This window comes from Lysinibacillus louembei (assembly GCF_033880585.1).
Taxonomy (GTDB): Bacteria; Bacillota; Bacilli; order Bacillales_A; family Planococcaceae; genus Metasolibacillus; species Metasolibacillus louembei.
On sequence record NZ_CP137624.1, the window covers coordinates 1298421 to 1314932 of the forward strand.

Below are 16512 nucleotides of genomic sequence, written 5' to 3' on the forward strand. Positions count from 1 at the left end.
TCTCTTTTCAAAAGTTTTGTGAACCACTTCCATATTTTCACCATAAGCGTCCGGATAGCATTGTTAGCTTAATGAATGTAAAAATATCATCTTCATTTATATGTAAAGACTCATCTAATGTAGTAAGCTCTTTCTCGCCATGAAGCACTTTATAGATACCATCTTCAAATGCTAACAGCGCCTCCTCAATTGCAGGTTGTTCAGATTGCTTTTGGTCATTGTACTTATGATTAAACCCTACTTTGCCCTGTTCATAAGCAGTTTCGATATCGTTTTCTAATAAATAGCGTGTGAATGGTTTCTCTTCATTAAAAGATTGGACGTTTTGCTGAACGATTTGTGTAACAAGCTCACGCAACGTTGCAGCGGGCGCTATCTCAAAAGGCTGTAGCTCTAGTACTGGCTTTCGTTTACCTATAGATTTTACTTTGGCATAAATTCGCAATATTCCCACCTCTTTATTTTCAATTATACAAATGAGCTTTCTTGATTAATAATCATTTATCGTCAAATATATTAAAATGATGCTAAAGGTGTAGATATTTTTTTATTAAGCTTAATATAGTACGTATGTTCTTATTTGTAAAGATGTCTTTTGAATCATTAAAATATTTTCATGTGAAGTTTGAACAATGCTATTCTAATAAAAGAGGGAGGTAAGTAAACGATGGCTAATGTTACATTAACGAATATGTGTATGATTTATGATAAAGAAAATAATAAGGTGCTCGTACAAAATCGGGTTAAATCGTGGAAGGGCATTACATTTCCAGGAGGGCATGTGGAAAAGGGTGAAAGCATTGTTGAATCTACTATTAGAGAGATAAAAGAGGAGACAGGTTTAACGATTTCAAATTTAGAGCCATGCGGCATTATTCAATGGTATAACAAGGACAAAGATGAAAGCTATTTTGTTTTTAATTATAGAACGAGTGTATACAGTGGGGAACTATTACATAAAACGGATGAGGGCGATGTATTTTGGGTACATAAGAATGAGTTAGCGCAGCTCCAGTTTGCGGAAGGTATGGAGGAGCGACTACCGATGTTTTTTGAAAAAGCATTTGTAGAAGGGTTTTATGATGAAGGACAATTGAAGCGCTATTAAGTAAAAAAGAGTGGCTAGCCCAGAGAAAATACCTGACACCCGACATTTATTGAGCATCAAATGTCGGATAGAACAACAGGCCCTCACCTATAGTAGGTATTGAAAGGAGAACTTATGGATTGGTTAGAGAGAGTAAATAGAGCGATGGATTATATTGAAGAAAACTTAGTAGATGAAATAGAATTTAAAGAAGTAGCGAGATTGGCTTGCTGTCCTGAGTATCATTTTCCAAGAATGTTTTCATCTATGACAGGAATGACTTTGTCTGAGTACATTCGACGAAGACGCCTATCACTTGCAGCATTTGAGCTTCAAAATAATAGTGATGTTCGAATTATTGACCTTGCCCTTAAATATGGCTATGATTCTCCAGATGCCTTCAGTCGCGCATTTAAGAGCCTCCATGGAGTGAATCCAACAGCAGCTCGTAATAAAGGGATTGAATTAAAAGCCATTCCGAGACTTTCCTTTCAAATTTCAATTAAAGGGGCTGTAGAAATGGATTACAGAATTGAAGTGTTGGATTTTGAAATTGAGATTGTAGGTATTAAACAAAAGGTGACAACGAAGGATGCTTTTCAAGTTATTCCAAAGCTATGGGGAGAGGCAACAGAAAGCGGGTTGCTACACAGATTAATTGATATGTCATGGGAGCATCCACAATGCAAAATGGAGGGCATCTTAGGAGTAGTAGGTAAACAAGCGGCGATTACAGATGAAGATTTTGACTATTTGATGGGGTGTCGCTATACAGGCGAGCTACCAACGGATATGGAGAAAATCGTATTGCCAAAAAGTACATGGGCTGTTTTCCCAAATATTTCAGAGGCATGGCAACGCTTATATACAGAGTGGCTGCCAACCTCAGGCTATGAATTAGCGAATCTACCATGTATCGAAAATCAATTAGCACCAGACCGAGTGCCTAGTAGTGAATTATGGGTTCCAGTAATCGCAAGTAAATAAAGAAAAGCTATCTAATTCAAGCAAATCACAATTGAATTAGATAGCTGTTTTAAATTTTCGACAGTGTTTTTCCACTCCATGCGAAAAACACTGTTAAAACAGGCCCAAGTAGGCAGAAGAACGCGAATGGGAAATAGTTGATTGTAGAGACACCCAGTATATCTGTAATAAAAATACCGCAGACACTCCATGGGACAAGAGGGTTAACAACTGTTCCAGAGTCTTCTATTGCACGTGCTAAGTTTTTAGGGGCAAGCCCAACTTTTTTATATTGCTCTTTAAAAGCTTCCCCTGTTAATAAAATAGCTAAATATTGCTCACCAATTAACGTATTTACGCCAATGCCTGTAATCGCAGTGCCTGTAATAACAGAGCGTACTGTTGTTAAGGAAGCTTCAAGCTTAGCAAAGATACTTTGAATAATGCCTAAGGTAAATAATAGGCCACCCATGCTCAAAGCAAGCAATACTAATGTAATCGTGAAAAACATGCTCGCAATTCCTCCACGATGTAGTAGTGCATTAACGGCCTCATTCGTTGTATTTGGCACATAACCATTAAATAAAATGTCTAAAATAGCTGTTAGGGAAAGTGGGTCATGCAAAAAGGATAACGCAATACCAAATATCGAACCGATTGCTAGTGTCACTAATGCAGGCACTTTTTTTATTGATAGAATAACTAATAATACGAGAGGTAATAAAGCGTACCAATGTACTAAATTTGTTTCAAGTAATGCGGCTTGGAAAGTTTCGACATTTGTAAGAGATACAGTTGTATGCTTCGGCGACAAAATGGCATAAGCAATAATTGAAAGAATGAAAGCAGGCACAGTTGTCCAAGCCATATTTTTAATATGCTCAAATAGGTCGATACCAACAATGCTTGATGCTAAATTTGTCGTATCAGAAAGTGGTGACATTTTATCACCAAAAAATGCTCCTGATACGATGGCACCTGCTGTTAATGCGAGCGATAAATCAAGCGCACTCGCAATGCTAATAAAGGCTACACCTGCTGTTGCGACGGTCGTTAATGAACTACCAATAGTAATGCCAATAATACATGTAATAATAAAAACAATCGCAAAGAAGAAGCTAGCACTAACTATGGAAAAACCGTAATAAATTAATGTTGGAATCGTTCCGCTAATAAGCCAACTGCTAATAAGTATGCCGATTAAGAAAAAAATAAAAACAGCAGCGAGTCCAGGTTGTGCTCCGTCCACCATTCCTTGCTGGAGCTGTTGGAACGGTACTTTTTTTAGTAAACCATAAGCAATGAGCAATATGACGATAATAAGAATAGGTATATGTGGTGGCGCGCTAAATTTAATAATACTAGCACTCATAACGCCAATGATTACGAAAACAATTATAAGTGCTTCCCAAAATATAGGGGTTGTTTTTGCTTTTAACATAAGGAGCCTCCTCTTAATTATGCACTTTTTCGATTCAATGCGTTGAAGTGACGAAGTGTATTATAGCATAATGTGTACTAGAAGGGAAGGCTCAGTAAAGCAGTATAACAGTTATCAGAAGAGCTTTAGTCACTATTTTTACTTTCTTTTAGGTTTTTGTTATTTTAATAATAGATGTGGAATGGAGATGTTAATATGTCGAATAGTAAACCGAAAGTATTGATTTTGGGAACTTTTCATATGGCTGAGGAAGGTGGAGAGGCACTTTTTGAAGTGAAAAGACAAGCAGAAATTCAAGGGGTAGTAGAAAAGTTAACTCGCTTTCAACCAACAAAAATAGCGTTAGAATGGGTTGTTGAGCAGTCTGCAAGCTTGAATGAGGAATATGAACAATATAAGGTAGGCAATTTTCCATTGAAAATGAATGAAATTTATCAAATTGGCTTTCGCTTAGGAGAGGGTTTGCAGCATACGAAAGTGTTTCCCATTGATTGGATGGGAGAGGCAGATAAAGACTATAGCGAAATAGATGCATGGATGCGAGCCAATCAGCCGCAACTAGCAAATGAGCTATTTGAGGGATTGAAATTCCCAGTGCTGACAGAAGACAAAACGATAATAGATTACTATAAAGAGCTTAACGAACCTAATTTGTATAATCAATTACACACAATGTATATTAATTTAGCAAGAGTTGGTCATTTCAACAAGTACATTGGCATTGATTGGTTGAGCTGGTGGTATAAAAGAAATCTGATTCTCTTTTCGAATTTAACTCGATTAATGGAAACAGACAAGGAGCGAATTATTTTTATCGTTGGAGTTTCACATGTTTCTATTGTCGCAAAATTCCTTGAGGAAAGCGGACTTTGTGAAGTAGTAGATACACTATCTTATTTACAATAAACAGGGGTATTTAAAATGGCACAATACGAAGCATTAGTAGAGGAAATGAGAGCGAATTTATTGGAAAATGTGTATGCAGGTGTTATTTGTGGCGTCAATGATAAGAATGAGGAGGTAAAAAATGACGAATCCTAAAGTAGATGAGTTTTTAAGTAATGCTACGGCATGGAAGGAAGAGTTTAAAGTATTAAGAGAAATTGCATTGGATAGCGGGCTAACAGAGGATTTCAAGTGGATGCATCCTTGTTATACGCTAAAAAATAAAAATATTGTACTCATCCATGGTTTTAAAGATTACTGTGCATTGCTATTTCATAAAGGAGCGTTGTTGAAGGATCCAGCAGGAGTTTTAGTGCAACAAACGGAAAAGGTACAAGCAGCTCGCCAAATTCGTTTTAAAAATTGGCAGGAAATACAGCAACTTGAGCCAGTTATTAAGGAATATATTAATGAAGCAATCGAAGTAGAAGCAGCAGGTCTGAAAGTGGAAACAAAGAAGGACCCAGAAATTGAAATCCCAGAGGAGTTACAAAGTAAGTTCGATGAGGATACTACATTTAAAGAGGCCTTTGAGTCATTGACACCAGGCAGACAGCGTGAATATATTTATCATTTTGCACAAGCAAAGCAATCAAAAACGAAAACGGCACGCATCGAAAAAAACATGGAACGTATTTTCAATGGTAAAGGTTTACGCGATTGCATTTGTGGGCACTCAAAGCGGATGCCTAACTGTGATGGCTCACATAAATATGTAAATTAAGAAGGGGGGAGATTTCCCCTTCTATTTATATCGACTTGTTAGCTTCTCTTTATGACTAAGCATTATTTCTGTTAAATCGATATCGTATTTATCAGCTAGAACGAAAAGGTTATCAAGTACATCGCCGAGTTCTTCCTTTAAATTATCGATTTGCTCAGCTTTTGTTAGAGCTGTTTCATCTGGACGGTCACGCCCAATCTCAATTGTGCGAATGGCTCGAGAAACTTCGCCAACCTCTTCTGTTAAAAAATTTACACGAATAAATGGGCTTAATTCATACCAATTACGCTTTTTATAAAACTCTGTAACCCATTGCTGGTATTCGAATATATTCATAAAACCCCTCCTTTTATGCTTTTCATATTATAGCATGATAGAAATTATTGTAGTGATGGGGCATATAATGATATATATTTTGCGTTGAGTCAATATATATAGATTATTTACAAAATTTATATTAATTAATAGCCTTAAGAACTATTTCCGTTTTCTCCTTTCGGTTTTATTTTCCTATAAAACAGTGATATTTTTGCTAATATTGTGATTGAATGATTTAAAATAACTAATCGATGTGCTATTATTAATTAATACGTTTATTTAAGGAAAGGGGAATTTTATGAAGATACTTGTTGTTGATGATTCTGCATTTTCTCAAAAAATAACTATAAAAACGTTAAAATCGATATATCCTGATGCTGTATATGAAACTGCTGACGATGGTGTTGAATGTATAGAAAAATATGAGTCTTTCTTACCTAATTTAGTTTTTTTAGATTTATTAATGCCAAATATGACGGGGCAGGAGGCAATTGTTAAATTGCTTGAAAAATTCCCAGAGGCTAAAGTTATTGTACTTTCAGCAGATGTCCAAGCAACAGTACGTGAAGAAGTTTTGGCGGCTGGAGCATTAAAGTTTATTAATAAACCAATAAATGTTGACAAGCTTGGTGAAATCCAGTCATTGATAGAAAGGTGAAATCTGTGCTTACGACTACACAAGAAGACATATTAAAAGAATTGTATAACGTATTTGTTGGTGAGGCGGCTAGCTTGCTGTCAGAAATTCTTCAAAAAAGAATTTACTTATCTGTTCCAGAGGTAGAGTTGTTAACAATTAGTGATTTAAGTGCTGAAGATAGAGAAAATTTAATTCCTATTTTGAATGGAACGATTTTGTCTACTTCGTTAAAATTTGGAAACGTTTTCTCGGGAAGAGCAGAATTTATTTTTCCAACTGAGCAAATTAAGTATGTGACTGCACTTTGTTTAGGTGAAGAATATACGATGGAAGCTGAGGAATCCTCTTTTAGTGATGAGGATTTTGATGTTGTGAAAGAAATCGGCAATATTATATTGAATGCAATAATGGGAGGTATGGGTAGCCTGCTTAACATGAAGCTAGACTACGATGTGCCGCAAGTTGTTTTGCATGAGCAAGGGGAGTTTAGCAAAACATTTTTTAACACAAAAGAAAGCAATATACTGTTGTTGTATGTGAATTTTGGTGTAGATGAGTCTGAAGTAATGGGCCTTATTTTAATAAAATTCTCATTGGAATCTATTGAATTTTTAATACAAAAAGTGGACGAGATTAGTAGGGACGCAGATGAATAATTTATATTTAACGATTATTAACCAGTTAGACAATGGTATTATTTTGCTTGATGAGCATTTAAATATCCAATTATGGAATGACTGGTTGAAAAAGTTTACAGGTCAAGATGAAGGCGATGTTAAAGGCCAGCAAGTAACGCAGGTTATTCCGCGATTGAATAAAGAAATATACATTCAAATGTTTGAAAAAGCTCTGTGGAATAAGCAAAAGAACTTTTGCTCTGCTGCTATGCATGAATATTTTATAGATTGTGAACGCAAGAGTGAATGCACAAAGAAAATGCGCCAAAATATGTTAATACGGCATATTGAATTGGATAATAAAATATATATTATGCTAGAAATTCATGATGTGACCAATCATTATGAGCGAATTCGTAAGTTGAATAAATCCTTACAAAATTCAATAGGATTTACAAAAAGTCTAAAGCGTTTTGCATTTTATGATAGTTTAACGAATTTACCAAATAGAAAATTTATTATTGATCGAATTGAAAGTCTGACTGAACAGGAAGATGCTGTATTCACGTTATTTTTCTTAGACTTAAATGGATTTAAGTCTGTCAATGATAGCATGGGACATACACAAGGAGATCAGTTATTGCAAATGATTGCAGAGCGATGTCACCAGTTGACAGATGAACAATCTGTTTTTGCCCGCTTAGGTGGAGATGAATTTGTGCTATTAGTTGAAAATATTTCTTCTGTTGAGCAGCATAATGAGCAAATTGCAAAAATTCATGAACTATTAGTGGAGCCGTTTATTATTGAAGACAAGGCCGTTTCTATTTCTACAAGCATTGGTTATGCCTGTTTCCCACAAGATGGCGTAACAGTTAAACAACTAATAAATATAGCGGATCGCCAAATGTATTTGCATAAGCAAAAAGTGAATAATAAAGCATAAAAATACAATTCTACTTTATATGAATTGTATTTTTTGTGTGGGATGATTTATCAGAAAACTTAAACTATAATTAAAGAAAGTGCCCAACAATCGTCATGTAGATGATTGTTGGGCTTTATCAATGTATTATTTTTGTTCTTTCGATTTTTTCTGCGCAAAGTAAAACACAATGGATAACGTAATACCGAGTATAATAAATGTCCAATCATTATTAGCGATGCCTAGAACGAAAAAAGGAATGCCGAATATCCACAACATAGTATCACCCCTTATTTTAATTTCAATGAATGTTTTCACAAGTTAATGAATCCTCTTAAGAGCTTGGAAAAAAGCTGGACACAATTATGAAATGTTAATTACTATTTTATACGACTGTAAGCTAAGAAAGATTCGATTTTTTGTTATAGCTATTTGTGGCATAATAAACAATGAGAATAATCTACAATCGTGGAGTGATTTTTTGATTCAATTTATTTTTTACTCAAGCGTTGTTTTCTAGGGGACGACTGCCGATGTCAGTGATTAAGGATGAACACATACTAGTGGAAGGTGGAGAAGTCCGTCTTACAGTGGTTGGTACAAAAGCATAAAACCAATCGAGGTTCGGAGCGAGAGATGAAAGAAGTTCTCGTGAAGCAGGAACTAGAAGTAATCGCTTTGTAGAGCAAGGCGGTGAATTGGCTCATTCACCTTAAAAGCCTGAAACACTATTAGGAAAACGAACGGAACCCTTTTTCTTCAGATGAAAATTCATCTTGGAGGAAGATAACGTTTGAGTAGATTAAAAGAAAATACCGCTTTTCAATGTGAAAATTGTCAAGCATATGTGCAGCCATTAACAAATGGCAGCTTTCGCAATCATTGCCCATTTTGCTTGTATTCAAAGCATTTGGATGTAAAGCCAGGCGATCGTTTAAGTGAGTGTCGAGGTTTAATGAAGCCAATTGACTTGGATTATACAAGTAAAAAAGGTTATCAACTTATACATGAGTGTATAAAATGTGGGAAAAAGCAACGCAATAAAATAGCAATTGATACAATACAAGAAGACGATATTGTGAGTTTGATGTTAAAGAATTCTTATTAATAGGTTATTCTCAAAGGGGCTGTCCGGAAAGATACTATCTTTTCAGATGGTTCCTTTTTAGTATTTTTATACAATATATAGTATTAATATGCGTTGAGGGATAGTATGCCTATTCAACAATGTAATAATCCGAATTATACTTGCAGCATTCAAGCGTTATGAAGGTGACTCCGTTCCATCAAGTGCTTTAAAGGAAACTGCTGCGACCGTTAAAAGAGAGCTTGATGAAGGTACTATTATTTTTAGTTTGACAGAGCAAAATGAAATTGTTGCTGTTGTAAAATGCAAGTTAGAAGCAGATATATTGTATTTTTCACGACTATCTGTGCTCCCCTCTGCACAAAGAAAAGGGCTTGCCACACAGCTGGTTCATTATATAGAGCAGTATGCCACAAATCGACATTTGAAATATGTTACATGTAAAGTGCGCAAAAGCGAGAATGGTAATGTCCGTCTCTATACAGGGCTTGGCTATCAAATTGTTGAGGAGGATATTAACAGAGGTGTGCCAACTGTAACGATAGAAAAAAGCATGATATGATGGAAGTGATAGTTTATGGTGATGAGGACGAAGAAGCAAATATTATTGATGAGAAATATAGTAGGGTTTCGAAATACTGCTGTACATGATGTTCAAGCAATTGAGTTAACTATTTCACAGCTTATATGCAAGGGATTTTAGCTATTAAATAAGGAGGTACATGATATGCAACATATTCAAATAGAGCAGTTGTTACAGGACAAGGTGAAGCATGCAGGAAAAGTCGCGGCAGGAGCAGGCTACGATGTAATGAATATACAATTGAAAGCAGGCGAATCGATTGCAGAGCATACAGCACCTGGTGAGGTATTAATTATTTGTCGTAAAGGGCGTGTGAAATTTGATGTGGAAGGGCAAATAACAGAGCTTGACGCCGATGCGCTGTTAATGCTTGAGCCAAACGAAAAGCATAGTCTTGAAGCAGTAGAAGATTGTGAAGTTGTCGTGGTACGATTGAAAAAATAATAAATGGAAAAGTTCTGGTTGTTGCAAATCGGAGCTTTTTTTGTTATTTTCTGTGAAGCAGAGGGAGGAACGATATGGCACATATATTATACATAGAAGATGAAGTAGAAATTGGTGAATGGGTAGCGAAGGAGCTGACAGAGCGCGGCTATGAGGTGACGTGGTTGACATCTGGTGAAGGTGCTGAGCAATATGTGGAGCGAGTAGATGTTGTTGTATTAGATGTGATGCTGCCGGGCTTGGATGGCTTTTCAGTAGGCAAGCGCTTGAAAAATCGAAATGGCGAGCTGCCAATTTTAATGCTTTCTGCACGTACGGCAGTTGAGGACAAGTTAGAAGGATTGAGCTTTGCAGACGATTATTTAACAAAGCCCTTTCATCCAGATGAATTAATGGCACGTGTCGAAGTGCTGTTAAGGCGCTTCCAAAAAAATGAGGCACAATTAACCATTGGGCATTTAACTGTATATACAAAGGATATGCGTATCATCAATCAGCAAACACAGGAGGAAATTCAGCTAACAGGTAAACAATACTATTTATTCCAATATTTTATTCGCCATTTAAATCAAATTTTAACGAAGGAACAGCTTTATGAAAATGTGTGGGGCGAGGCGTATATAGAAGGAGATAAAACATTGATGGTTCACATCCGCTATTTACGTGAAAAAATCGAAATGCACCCTGCACAGCCAACTATTATCGAGACGATCCGTGGCATTGGCTATCGGGTGAAAGAATGAAAAAACTATTTAATTCACTACAGGCGAAATATATGTTGATTATCTTTACCGCAATTGGCTTGCTTTGGGGAATTCAAATCACCTATTCTGCCGTTGGAATCTATTGGATGAATAAAAATTATGACGATGAAACAGTTGATTACACCGAAGTTGAAAAGGAATGGCATGAAGGAGCAAATGCATTAGAGCAAGCCTCTCGAGAGCAAATTCAGCAATATTTTGCACAATGGCAAGCCTACCTTCCACAAGCAACGATGTTTTGGGTGGATGCGAATGGACAATTAGTGGAGCAAATGAATGTTATAGAGCAGATCCCTGCCAAATGGGATGCTGTAACAACGGCACAATATATAAAGTCGCATTATGGGGAGGACCCATTTACAGTGCTCGCCTTTCTAGGGCAGGATGCAGCAAATGGCTTCGTCGTCATTGAGATACCGAGAGAGGTATTCAAAGTGCCTATGCAAAAATTACACGATCGTTATGGAACTTTACTAATGGTTAGTGTACTGGTAGGACTATTACTGTTTATCGTTGTATCATTTTTATTTTTCAAGGGTATTCGTAAGCGTTTAATGCAGCTACAGGAAGGGATGGCATTGCGCGATATGGACGGGCTGCCGTTACAAATTGAAGTGAAAAAGAAGGATGAAATTGGACAGCTTGAGCAAAGCTTTAATCAAATGGTAGTAGAGCTAAAGGAGAGCAAACAGCGTGAGCAGCAGGAGGAGCAGCTTCGCCGAGAATTAATTTCGAATTTATCCCATGATTTGCGCACACCTTTAACGAAAGTGCGAGCACAGGCCTATTCAATCAGTAAGGAGAATTTATCGGTGGAGGGCAAACAGGCAGTAAAAGCGTTGGAAAACTCCTTTGTTCATATTGACCATTTAATGGAAAATTTAATGTCCTACACATTGTTGATGGCAAGCCGTTTTAATTATCAGCCACAGGAAATCGATGTTGTGCGATTTACACGCGAGCATTTAGCTACATGGTATCCTGCCTTTGAAAAGGAAGGTTTTACGATTGATATTGAGTTAAGGGCTTTCACTGAGAGTAAATGGTTAGTGGACAAAATATGGTTGGGACGAATACTTGATAATTTACTACAAAATGTGCTACGTCATGCAAAGGATGGTCGCTATATTCAGGTGAAAACAGTGGAAACGGAGCAATATCAAGCGATCGTTTTAACAGACCGAGGCAAAGGAATGCAGCATCTATCCGATGAAAAAGGTGCAGGTATTGGTTTATCTATTGTTGATATGATGGTTAAAGGTATGAGCTTGGAATGGACAATTGATACAAATGAAGATGGGACGATGATTCAAATTAAAGCATTGAAAGGGTATAAATAGCCCTTTCAATGCTTTTTTAAACAAAATTTAAACTTAGCCCTCCCTTGTTTTTAAACTTCACGCTTTATGATAAATAAAGAGGTGATGGAAATGGAATATATCGTAGAAACGCAAAAATTAACAAAGAAATTTAGCAAGGATACAGCAGTCAGTGATTTGGAGTTGCGTATTCCAAAAGGTGAGATATACGGCTTCTTAGGACCGAATGGAGCAGGCAAAACGACAACGATTCGTATGCTGCTAGGGTTAATGAAGCCAAGTGCAGGGAATATCCGCATTTTCCAAAAGGATTTAACGAAGGAGCGTATCCAAATTTTAAAAAAGGTTGGCTCATTAGTTGAAAATCCATCGTATTATCCGCACTTAACAGCGTATGAAAATTTAGAGGCAGTACGGAAAATTTTACAAGTGCCAAAATCCCGTATTGATGAGGTGTTAGAAATTGTTCGCTTATCGGATGTTGCGAATAAAAAAGTAAAAGGCTTTTCGCTAGGCATGAAGCAACGTCTAGGAATTGCTACAGCACTTCTTAGCAATCCAGAATTATTAATTTTGGATGAACCGACGAACGGATTAGACCCTTCAGGTATTATCGAAATTCGCAATTTAATTAAGCGTTTGCCGAGCGAATATGGCATGACAGTGTTAATTTCAAGTCATTTGCTATCGGAAATTGATCAAATTGCAACGAGAGTTGGCATCGTTGCAAAAGGTAAATTAATTTTTCAAGATTCGATTGAAGCAATGCGTAAACATGCACAACAAAAAATATCGATAAAGGTAAATGATACAGAGCAAGCATGGCGCACATTGCTAGGAAAAGGGATACAAGCAGATTATAAAAATGGCTTACTAGCTCTTGCGAATACGGACGATACTTATGTGGCAGAAGCGATTCGTCTGCTTGTACAAGAGGGCTTTTCAATTTACCGCGTTGAAGAGGAAAAGCAATCGCTTGAGGATATTTTCTTGCAAATGACGGGAGGTAATGAAAGCATATGATCAATTATTTGATTCGTTCCGATTTGTTGAAAATCAAGCGTAAAGGCTTTTGGTTATTAACATTTTTAGGTCCTTTCGGTGTCGTTGTAATGCAAATGGTCAATTATGGTGTACGCAAAGATTATTTATTGCAGCAAAGCGATGATGACTGGTTATATTATCTAATGAATGTCCATGCATTTACACCTTTGGCACTTGTATTAGGTATTGCAATTCTTACTTCCTTTATGGCGAGTGTCGAAAATGAAACGAATGCATGGAAGCAGCTGATTGCATTACCAGTTTCAAAAATGACGGTTTATTTATCAAAGTTCACGGTGATGGCTTTATTACTAGGTGTGTCATCAATACTGTTAATGCTGTTTAGCACAGCATATGGAGTTTTTTTAAATTTAGGCGATGCTATTCCTTATGAACAGCTACTGCAATATAGCTTCTATCCGTATTTTGCAGCATTGCCTGTACTAGCGTTGCAGCTATGGGTGGCAACGGTTAGCCAAAATCAAGGTGTGCCAATTACAACAGGGATTGTAGGTGTCATTTTGACTTATATGGCTTATTCATTGCCGGACTGGGTCATTTGGAAATGGCCATCGCTTATGAATGCATGGAATGAGCCGTTAATGAACGTTTGGTTAGGTATCGGGGTAGGCGCTTTATTATATATTGCAGGTATGCTGGATTTTTTCAGAAGGGATGTGAAGTAAATGCTAGCAATTTTACAATCCGAATGGTTTAAGCTACGCAAATCAAAAATTACAGCACTTTTGCTAGTTGGTCCACTAGTTGCATTGCTAGTCGGGGTGAGCCTTAATTTACAAATGGAGGATGGTGTAAATGAGTGGTTCTTAGCGATGATGTTTATGAATTTCACCTATGCTCTATTGTTCTTACCATTGATTACTGGTGTATTAGCAGGCACTATTTGTCGCTATGAGCATCAAGCAGGGGGCTGGAAGCAGCTACTAGCACTGCCTGTTTCGAGAGGGCGAGTATTTAGTGCAAAATATGTATTGTTAATACTATTAGTGCTTGTGATTCAATTGTTATATCTTGCGGCAATTTATGCAGTAGGTACAGTGAGAGGCTTTACAGCGCCTTTCCCAATTGAAATTGTTTGGAAAAGCATTATAGGGGGCTGGGTGGCAACACTTCCGTTAGTAGCATTGCAACTATGGTTATCGGCAGCATTTAAAAGCTTTGCAGCGCCATTTGCGATTAATGTCATTTTTACATTGCCTACGATATTCGCCATCAATTCTGAGAAAATTGCTCCATATTATCCTTGGGCACAGCCATTTTCGATGATGTATATTGGCGGCGATACGGAGGATATTTTCTTTATTCCGTGGGAGCAATTACTGACAGTTGTAGGTGGCAGCTTTTTATTATTTTTCCTTTGCGGCTATATTTATTTTCAACGAAAGACTGTTTAAATAATAGGAAAAGCCCCCTTAACCTACTTTGGTGGAGTATAATAATGGAAAAGTAGAGGTGGGATGCTTTATGAAAAAAATCGTTATTCGTGAATTCGGTGAGCCTAACGTATTACAGTATGTCGAAACAGATAAGCCTACTATTGATGATTCGGAAGTTTTAATTCAAGTGAAAAATTTTAGCATTAATTATGCAGATATTAAAAATCGTAAAGGTGGTAAAGCGACGGCAAATTTCCCAATGAGCTTGGGCTTAGATTTAGCTGGTGTTGTTGTAGCGGTTGGTAAATCTGTGACACATCTTGAAATTGGTGATCGAGTAGCCGCCTTTGCGAAAGATGGGACATATGCTGAATATGCGGTAGCAAATGAAAAATTAGCATTTAAGCTGCCAGAGGAAGTGTCATTTGAGCAAGGGGCAGCGGGGCTTACTGTAACATTTCTAAGCTACATTTTAACAAATGAACTAGTAAACATTTCAAGGGATGCCTCTGTTATTGTCCATGCGGCAAGCGGTGGTGTTGGCACGACATTATTGCAATTGCTCAAGCTAAAAGGAGTCGAAAATATTATTGCTGTGACATCCTCGACAAGTAAGTTTGAGCTTTTAAAAAGCTATGGAGCAAAGTATACATTTACCTATAGTGATTTTTCGCAAGGGGCGTTAGCTGTAACGAACCATGAAGGTGTAGATATCGTCTTTGATTCAGTCGCAGGAGATGTGACGAAACAAAGTCTTGTTTGTTTAAGGGAGTATGGTACATTGTTGCAATTTGGCAATGCCAGTGGCCAAATAGCCACCTTTACAAATTTAGATGTACATGCGAGCTGTCGCAATATAATGGGCTTCAGCTTAGGCACTACTCGTCAACTGCGGCCTAAATATATTCAAGAGCTGTCAACTGCGGTATTCGAATTGATTCGTCATCAACAGATTAAGACGCATATTGAACGTATATTTAACTTTGATTCTATTATAGAAGCTCATAAATTAATGGAGAGCACAGCACATAGTGGAAAGATATTAGTAGCTGTGGAATAGAGAAGGGAGTTTACTATGTCACAATATCGCGTCTTAGTATCAGATTATCCACTACCAGAGGCGAACTATAGAGGAACGCTAAAATTGACAGTAAGAGAGCTAAAAGCAATGTATCCAGTATCTCGTTCATGGGATGAATTAGATGACAGCGTGCAAGTTTTATACGCTGAAGATGAAGCAGCTTTTCAAAAGCTGAATATTTTTGAGTGGGGAGGTTATCCCTATGATTTGGATTTCTATGCTGAAAAAAGCTATGTTTATGGAATTGAAGGTAGATGGAATCAAGAGCTTGTAGAGCAGCTTACAGAATACATAAAATCCAATGTGCGCCCAGAATATTGTGCAGATATTATTACTTTTTGGGCTGGTGATGGGGAGCAACGCATGGATGAAACAAGTGTCCAAATTAACGAAATAACACCAGAAGACTTAGCGATTTTGGAACGTGCACATTGTCATTGTGTACGATTAATCTAGCTGTTAAAGGAGTGCTTACATGACAACCGCAATTATTTTTGATATGGATGGTACATTGTTTCAAACGAACTTGATTTTAGAGCCTGCGCTGGAAGCTACCTTTGACATCCTTCGTGCCAATGATGAATGGTCAGGCAACACGCCAATTGAAAAATACCGTGAAATTATGGGAGTGCCGCTGCCTGTCGTATGGGAAACTTTATGCCCAAAGCATAGTACAACACAGCATTTGCAAAGTAATAAGCTATTTCAACAAGCATTAATTGCACAAATACAGAGAGGTCAAGGTGCTTTATACAAAGGGGTGGAGGAAACATTAGCTGCCTTATCAACGCACTATCCTTTGTACATTGCAAGCAATGGACAAACAGCTTATTTACAGGCAATTGTCGCACAATACCAGCTAGATTGTTTTATTTCTGGTACATATAGTATTGATTTAATAGCTTCAGGAAATAAATCGGAGTTGGTTCAGCTTGTTAAAGAACAGCATCATATTGAGTCAGGCTATGTTGTGGGGGACCGATCTTCAGATATTAATGCAGCTCAGCATAATCAATTAAAATCGATAGGCGTTCGCTTTGATTTTGCGCAGGACAGTGAGCTAGCACAAGCGGATTATATTGTTGAGGATTTTATCGATATTTTAAAAATTGACAGAATAATAGATTAAT

At 37.1% G+C, this 16512-nt stretch carries 22 protein-coding genes; 18 read left to right on the forward strand and 4 right to left on the reverse strand.

Annotated elements, in window-relative coordinates:
- Positions 1-37: 37 nt before the first annotated feature.
- Positions 38-445 carry a hypothetical protein gene (locus tag R6U77_RS06430; RefSeq protein WP_319837844.1) on the reverse strand — a complete coding sequence of 136 codons (408 nt, stop codon included), beginning with the start codon at positions 443-445 and terminating at the stop codon, positions 38-40.
- 222 nt (positions 446-667) lie between these two features.
- Here R6U77_RS06430 and R6U77_RS06435 point away from each other — a divergent pair, with 222 nt between their 5' ends.
- Positions 668-1108: an 8-oxo-dGTP diphosphatase gene (locus tag R6U77_RS06435; RefSeq protein WP_319837845.1), complete on the forward strand. Its 441-nt coding sequence runs from the start codon at positions 668-670 to the stop codon at positions 1106-1108.
- 114 nt (positions 1109-1222) lie between these two features.
- Positions 1223-2074 carry an AraC family transcriptional regulator gene (locus R6U77_RS06440; protein ID WP_319837846.1) on the forward strand — a complete coding sequence of 284 codons (852 nt, stop codon included), beginning with the start codon at positions 1223-1225 and terminating at the stop codon, positions 2072-2074.
- A gap of 49 nt (positions 2075-2123) precedes the next feature.
- On the opposite strand, the gene nhaC is transcribed toward R6U77_RS06440, so the two are convergent.
- Positions 2124-3494, reverse strand: coding sequence for a Na+/H+ antiporter NhaC (gene nhaC, locus R6U77_RS06445; RefSeq protein WP_319837847.1), 1371 nt, complete (start codon positions 3492-3494; stop codon positions 2124-2126).
- A 195-nt stretch (positions 3495-3689) separates the two neighbouring features.
- Here nhaC and R6U77_RS06450 point away from each other — a divergent pair, with 195 nt between their 5' ends.
- Both R6U77_RS06450 and R6U77_RS06455 read left to right on the forward strand, forming a co-directional pair.
- Positions 3690-4400 carry a DUF5694 domain-containing protein gene (locus R6U77_RS06450; RefSeq protein ID WP_319837848.1) on the forward strand — a complete coding sequence of 237 codons (711 nt, stop codon included), beginning with the start codon at positions 3690-3692 and terminating at the stop codon, positions 4398-4400.
- 121 nt (positions 4401-4521) lie between these two features.
- Positions 4522-5163, forward strand: coding sequence for a DUF1801 domain-containing protein (locus tag R6U77_RS06455; protein WP_319837849.1), 642 nt, complete (start codon positions 4522-4524; stop codon positions 5161-5163).
- A 21-nt stretch (positions 5164-5184) separates the two neighbouring features.
- Here the strand turns inward: R6U77_RS06455 and R6U77_RS06460 are convergent, their stop codons facing one another.
- Complete coding sequence (locus R6U77_RS06460; RefSeq protein ID WP_293927119.1) at positions 5185-5499, reverse strand: MazG nucleotide pyrophosphohydrolase domain-containing protein; 315 nt, start codon at positions 5497-5499, stop codon at positions 5185-5187.
- 280 nt (positions 5500-5779) lie between these two features.
- Here R6U77_RS06460 and R6U77_RS06465 point away from each other — a divergent pair, with 280 nt between their 5' ends.
- Genes R6U77_RS06465 through R6U77_RS06475 form a run of 3 tightly spaced genes read left to right on the forward strand, consistent with a single transcriptional unit; the run spans position 5780 to position 7684 of the window.
- Positions 5780-6139, forward strand: a complete 360-nt coding sequence (locus R6U77_RS06465) for a response regulator (protein ID WP_293927122.1) — start codon at positions 5780-5782, stop codon at positions 6137-6139.
- Between the two features lie 5 nt (positions 6140-6144).
- Positions 6145-6777 (forward strand): chemotaxis protein CheC, encoded by a 633-nt coding sequence (locus R6U77_RS06470; protein ID WP_293927125.1) that lies wholly within the window; start codon positions 6145-6147, stop codon positions 6775-6777.
- Positions 6770-7684, forward strand: coding sequence for a sensor domain-containing diguanylate cyclase (locus R6U77_RS06475; protein WP_319837850.1), 915 nt, complete (start codon positions 6770-6772; stop codon positions 7682-7684). Before R6U77_RS06470 ends, R6U77_RS06475 begins: the two co-directional genes overlap by 8 nt.
- A gap of 126 nt (positions 7685-7810) precedes the next feature.
- Here R6U77_RS06475 and R6U77_RS06480 read toward each other — a convergent pair whose 3' ends face one another.
- Positions 7811-7942, reverse strand: a complete 132-nt coding sequence (locus R6U77_RS06480; protein WP_293927132.1) for a hypothetical protein — start codon at positions 7940-7942, stop codon at positions 7811-7813.
- Positions 7943-8456: 514 nt separating this feature from the next.
- Here R6U77_RS06480 and R6U77_RS06485 point away from each other — a divergent pair.
- The 11 genes from R6U77_RS06485 to R6U77_RS06535 all read left to right on the forward strand — a co-directional run bounded on the left by R6U77_RS06485 (position 8457) and on the right by R6U77_RS06535 (position 16511).
- Positions 8457-8771, forward strand: coding sequence for an RNHCP domain-containing protein (locus R6U77_RS06485; RefSeq protein ID WP_293927133.1), 315 nt, complete (start codon positions 8457-8459; stop codon positions 8769-8771).
- 136 nt (positions 8772-8907) lie between these two features.
- Complete coding sequence (locus R6U77_RS06490; RefSeq protein ID WP_319838347.1) at positions 8908-9312, forward strand: GNAT family N-acetyltransferase; 405 nt, start codon at positions 8908-8910, stop codon at positions 9310-9312.
- A 165-nt stretch (positions 9313-9477) separates the two neighbouring features.
- A complete protein-coding gene (locus R6U77_RS06495; protein ID WP_319837851.1) occupies positions 9478-9777 on the forward strand; it encodes a cupin domain-containing protein in 300 nt (99 codons plus the stop codon).
- Positions 9778-9851: 74 nt separating this feature from the next.
- Positions 9852-10520: a response regulator transcription factor gene (locus R6U77_RS06500; protein ID WP_319837852.1), complete on the forward strand. Its 669-nt coding sequence runs from the start codon at positions 9852-9854 to the stop codon at positions 10518-10520.
- Positions 10517-11881: a sensor histidine kinase gene (locus R6U77_RS06505; protein WP_319837853.1), complete on the forward strand. Its 1365-nt coding sequence runs from the start codon at positions 10517-10519 to the stop codon at positions 11879-11881. The genes R6U77_RS06500 and R6U77_RS06505 overlap by 4 nt, the downstream gene beginning before the upstream one ends.
- A gap of 90 nt (positions 11882-11971) precedes the next feature.
- Complete coding sequence (locus R6U77_RS06510; RefSeq protein WP_319837854.1) at positions 11972-12883, forward strand: ABC transporter ATP-binding protein; 912 nt, start codon at positions 11972-11974, stop codon at positions 12881-12883.
- Positions 12880-13590, forward strand: a complete 711-nt coding sequence (locus R6U77_RS06515) for an ABC transporter permease (protein ID WP_319837855.1) — start codon at positions 12880-12882, stop codon at positions 13588-13590. Before R6U77_RS06510 ends, R6U77_RS06515 begins: the two co-directional genes overlap by 4 nt.
- Positions 13591-14319 carry an ABC transporter permease gene (locus R6U77_RS06520; protein ID WP_319837856.1) on the forward strand — a complete coding sequence of 243 codons (729 nt, stop codon included), beginning with the start codon at positions 13591-13593 and terminating at the stop codon, positions 14317-14319.
- Positions 14320-14389: 70 nt separating this feature from the next.
- Entirely contained in the window at positions 14390-15361 is a 972-nt protein-coding gene (locus tag R6U77_RS06525) for a quinone oxidoreductase family protein (protein ID WP_319837857.1), read from the forward strand.
- A 15-nt stretch (positions 15362-15376) separates the two neighbouring features.
- Complete coding sequence (locus R6U77_RS06530) at positions 15377-15838, forward strand: hypothetical protein (protein WP_319837858.1); 462 nt, start codon at positions 15377-15379, stop codon at positions 15836-15838.
- 19 nt (positions 15839-15857) lie between these two features.
- Entirely contained in the window at positions 15858-16511 is a 654-nt protein-coding gene (locus R6U77_RS06535) for an HAD hydrolase-like protein (RefSeq protein WP_319837859.1), read from the forward strand.
- The last annotated feature ends 1 nt before the right edge of the window (position 16512 follow it).

What these genes read in the sequence shown, in the direction of transcription:
- R6U77_RS06465 (WP_293927122.1), top strand. Translation starts at nt 5,780, where the DNA reads ATGAAGATACTTGTTGTTGATGATTCTGCATTTTCTCAAAAAATAACT.
- R6U77_RS06505 (WP_319837853.1), top strand. Translation starts at nt 10,517, where the DNA reads ATGAAAAAACTATTTAATTCACTACAGGCGAAATATATGTTGATTATC.
- nhaC (WP_319837847.1), bottom strand. Translation starts at nt 3,494, where the DNA reads ATGTTAAAAGCAAAAACAACCCCTATATTTTGGGAAGCACTTATAATT.
- R6U77_RS06450 (WP_319837848.1), top strand. Translation starts at nt 3,690, where the DNA reads ATGTCGAATAGTAAACCGAAAGTATTGATTTTGGGAACTTTTCATATG.
- R6U77_RS06500 (WP_319837852.1), top strand. Translation starts at nt 9,852, where the DNA reads ATGGCACATATATTATACATAGAAGATGAAGTAGAAATTGGTGAATGG.
- R6U77_RS06525 (WP_319837857.1), top strand. Translation starts at nt 14,390, where the DNA reads ATGAAAAAAATCGTTATTCGTGAATTCGGTGAGCCTAACGTATTACAG.
- R6U77_RS06480 (WP_293927132.1), bottom strand. Translation starts at nt 7,942, where the DNA reads ATGTTGTGGATATTCGGCATTCCTTTTTTCGTTCTAGGCATCGCTAAT.
- R6U77_RS06435 (WP_319837845.1), top strand. Translation starts at nt 668, where the DNA reads ATGGCTAATGTTACATTAACGAATATGTGTATGATTTATGATAAAGAA.
- R6U77_RS06475 (WP_319837850.1), top strand. Translation starts at nt 6,770, where the DNA reads ATGAATAATTTATATTTAACGATTATTAACCAGTTAGACAATGGTATT.
- R6U77_RS06440 (WP_319837846.1), top strand. Translation starts at nt 1,223, where the DNA reads ATGGATTGGTTAGAGAGAGTAAATAGAGCGATGGATTATATTGAAGAA.
- R6U77_RS06495 (WP_319837851.1), top strand. Translation starts at nt 9,478, where the DNA reads ATGCAACATATTCAAATAGAGCAGTTGTTACAGGACAAGGTGAAGCAT.
- R6U77_RS06515 (WP_319837855.1), top strand. Translation starts at nt 12,880, where the DNA reads ATGATCAATTATTTGATTCGTTCCGATTTGTTGAAAATCAAGCGTAAA.
- R6U77_RS06535 (WP_319837859.1), top strand. Translation starts at nt 15,858, where the DNA reads ATGACAACCGCAATTATTTTTGATATGGATGGTACATTGTTTCAAACG.
- R6U77_RS06460 (WP_293927119.1), bottom strand. Translation starts at nt 5,499, where the DNA reads ATGAATATATTCGAATACCAGCAATGGGTTACAGAGTTTTATAAAAAG.
- R6U77_RS06510 (WP_319837854.1), top strand. Translation starts at nt 11,972, where the DNA reads ATGGAATATATCGTAGAAACGCAAAAATTAACAAAGAAATTTAGCAAG.
- R6U77_RS06520 (WP_319837856.1), top strand. Translation starts at nt 13,591, where the DNA reads ATGCTAGCAATTTTACAATCCGAATGGTTTAAGCTACGCAAATCAAAA.
- R6U77_RS06455 (WP_319837849.1), top strand. Translation starts at nt 4,522, where the DNA reads ATGACGAATCCTAAAGTAGATGAGTTTTTAAGTAATGCTACGGCATGG.
- R6U77_RS06530 (WP_319837858.1), top strand. Translation starts at nt 15,377, where the DNA reads ATGTCACAATATCGCGTCTTAGTATCAGATTATCCACTACCAGAGGCG.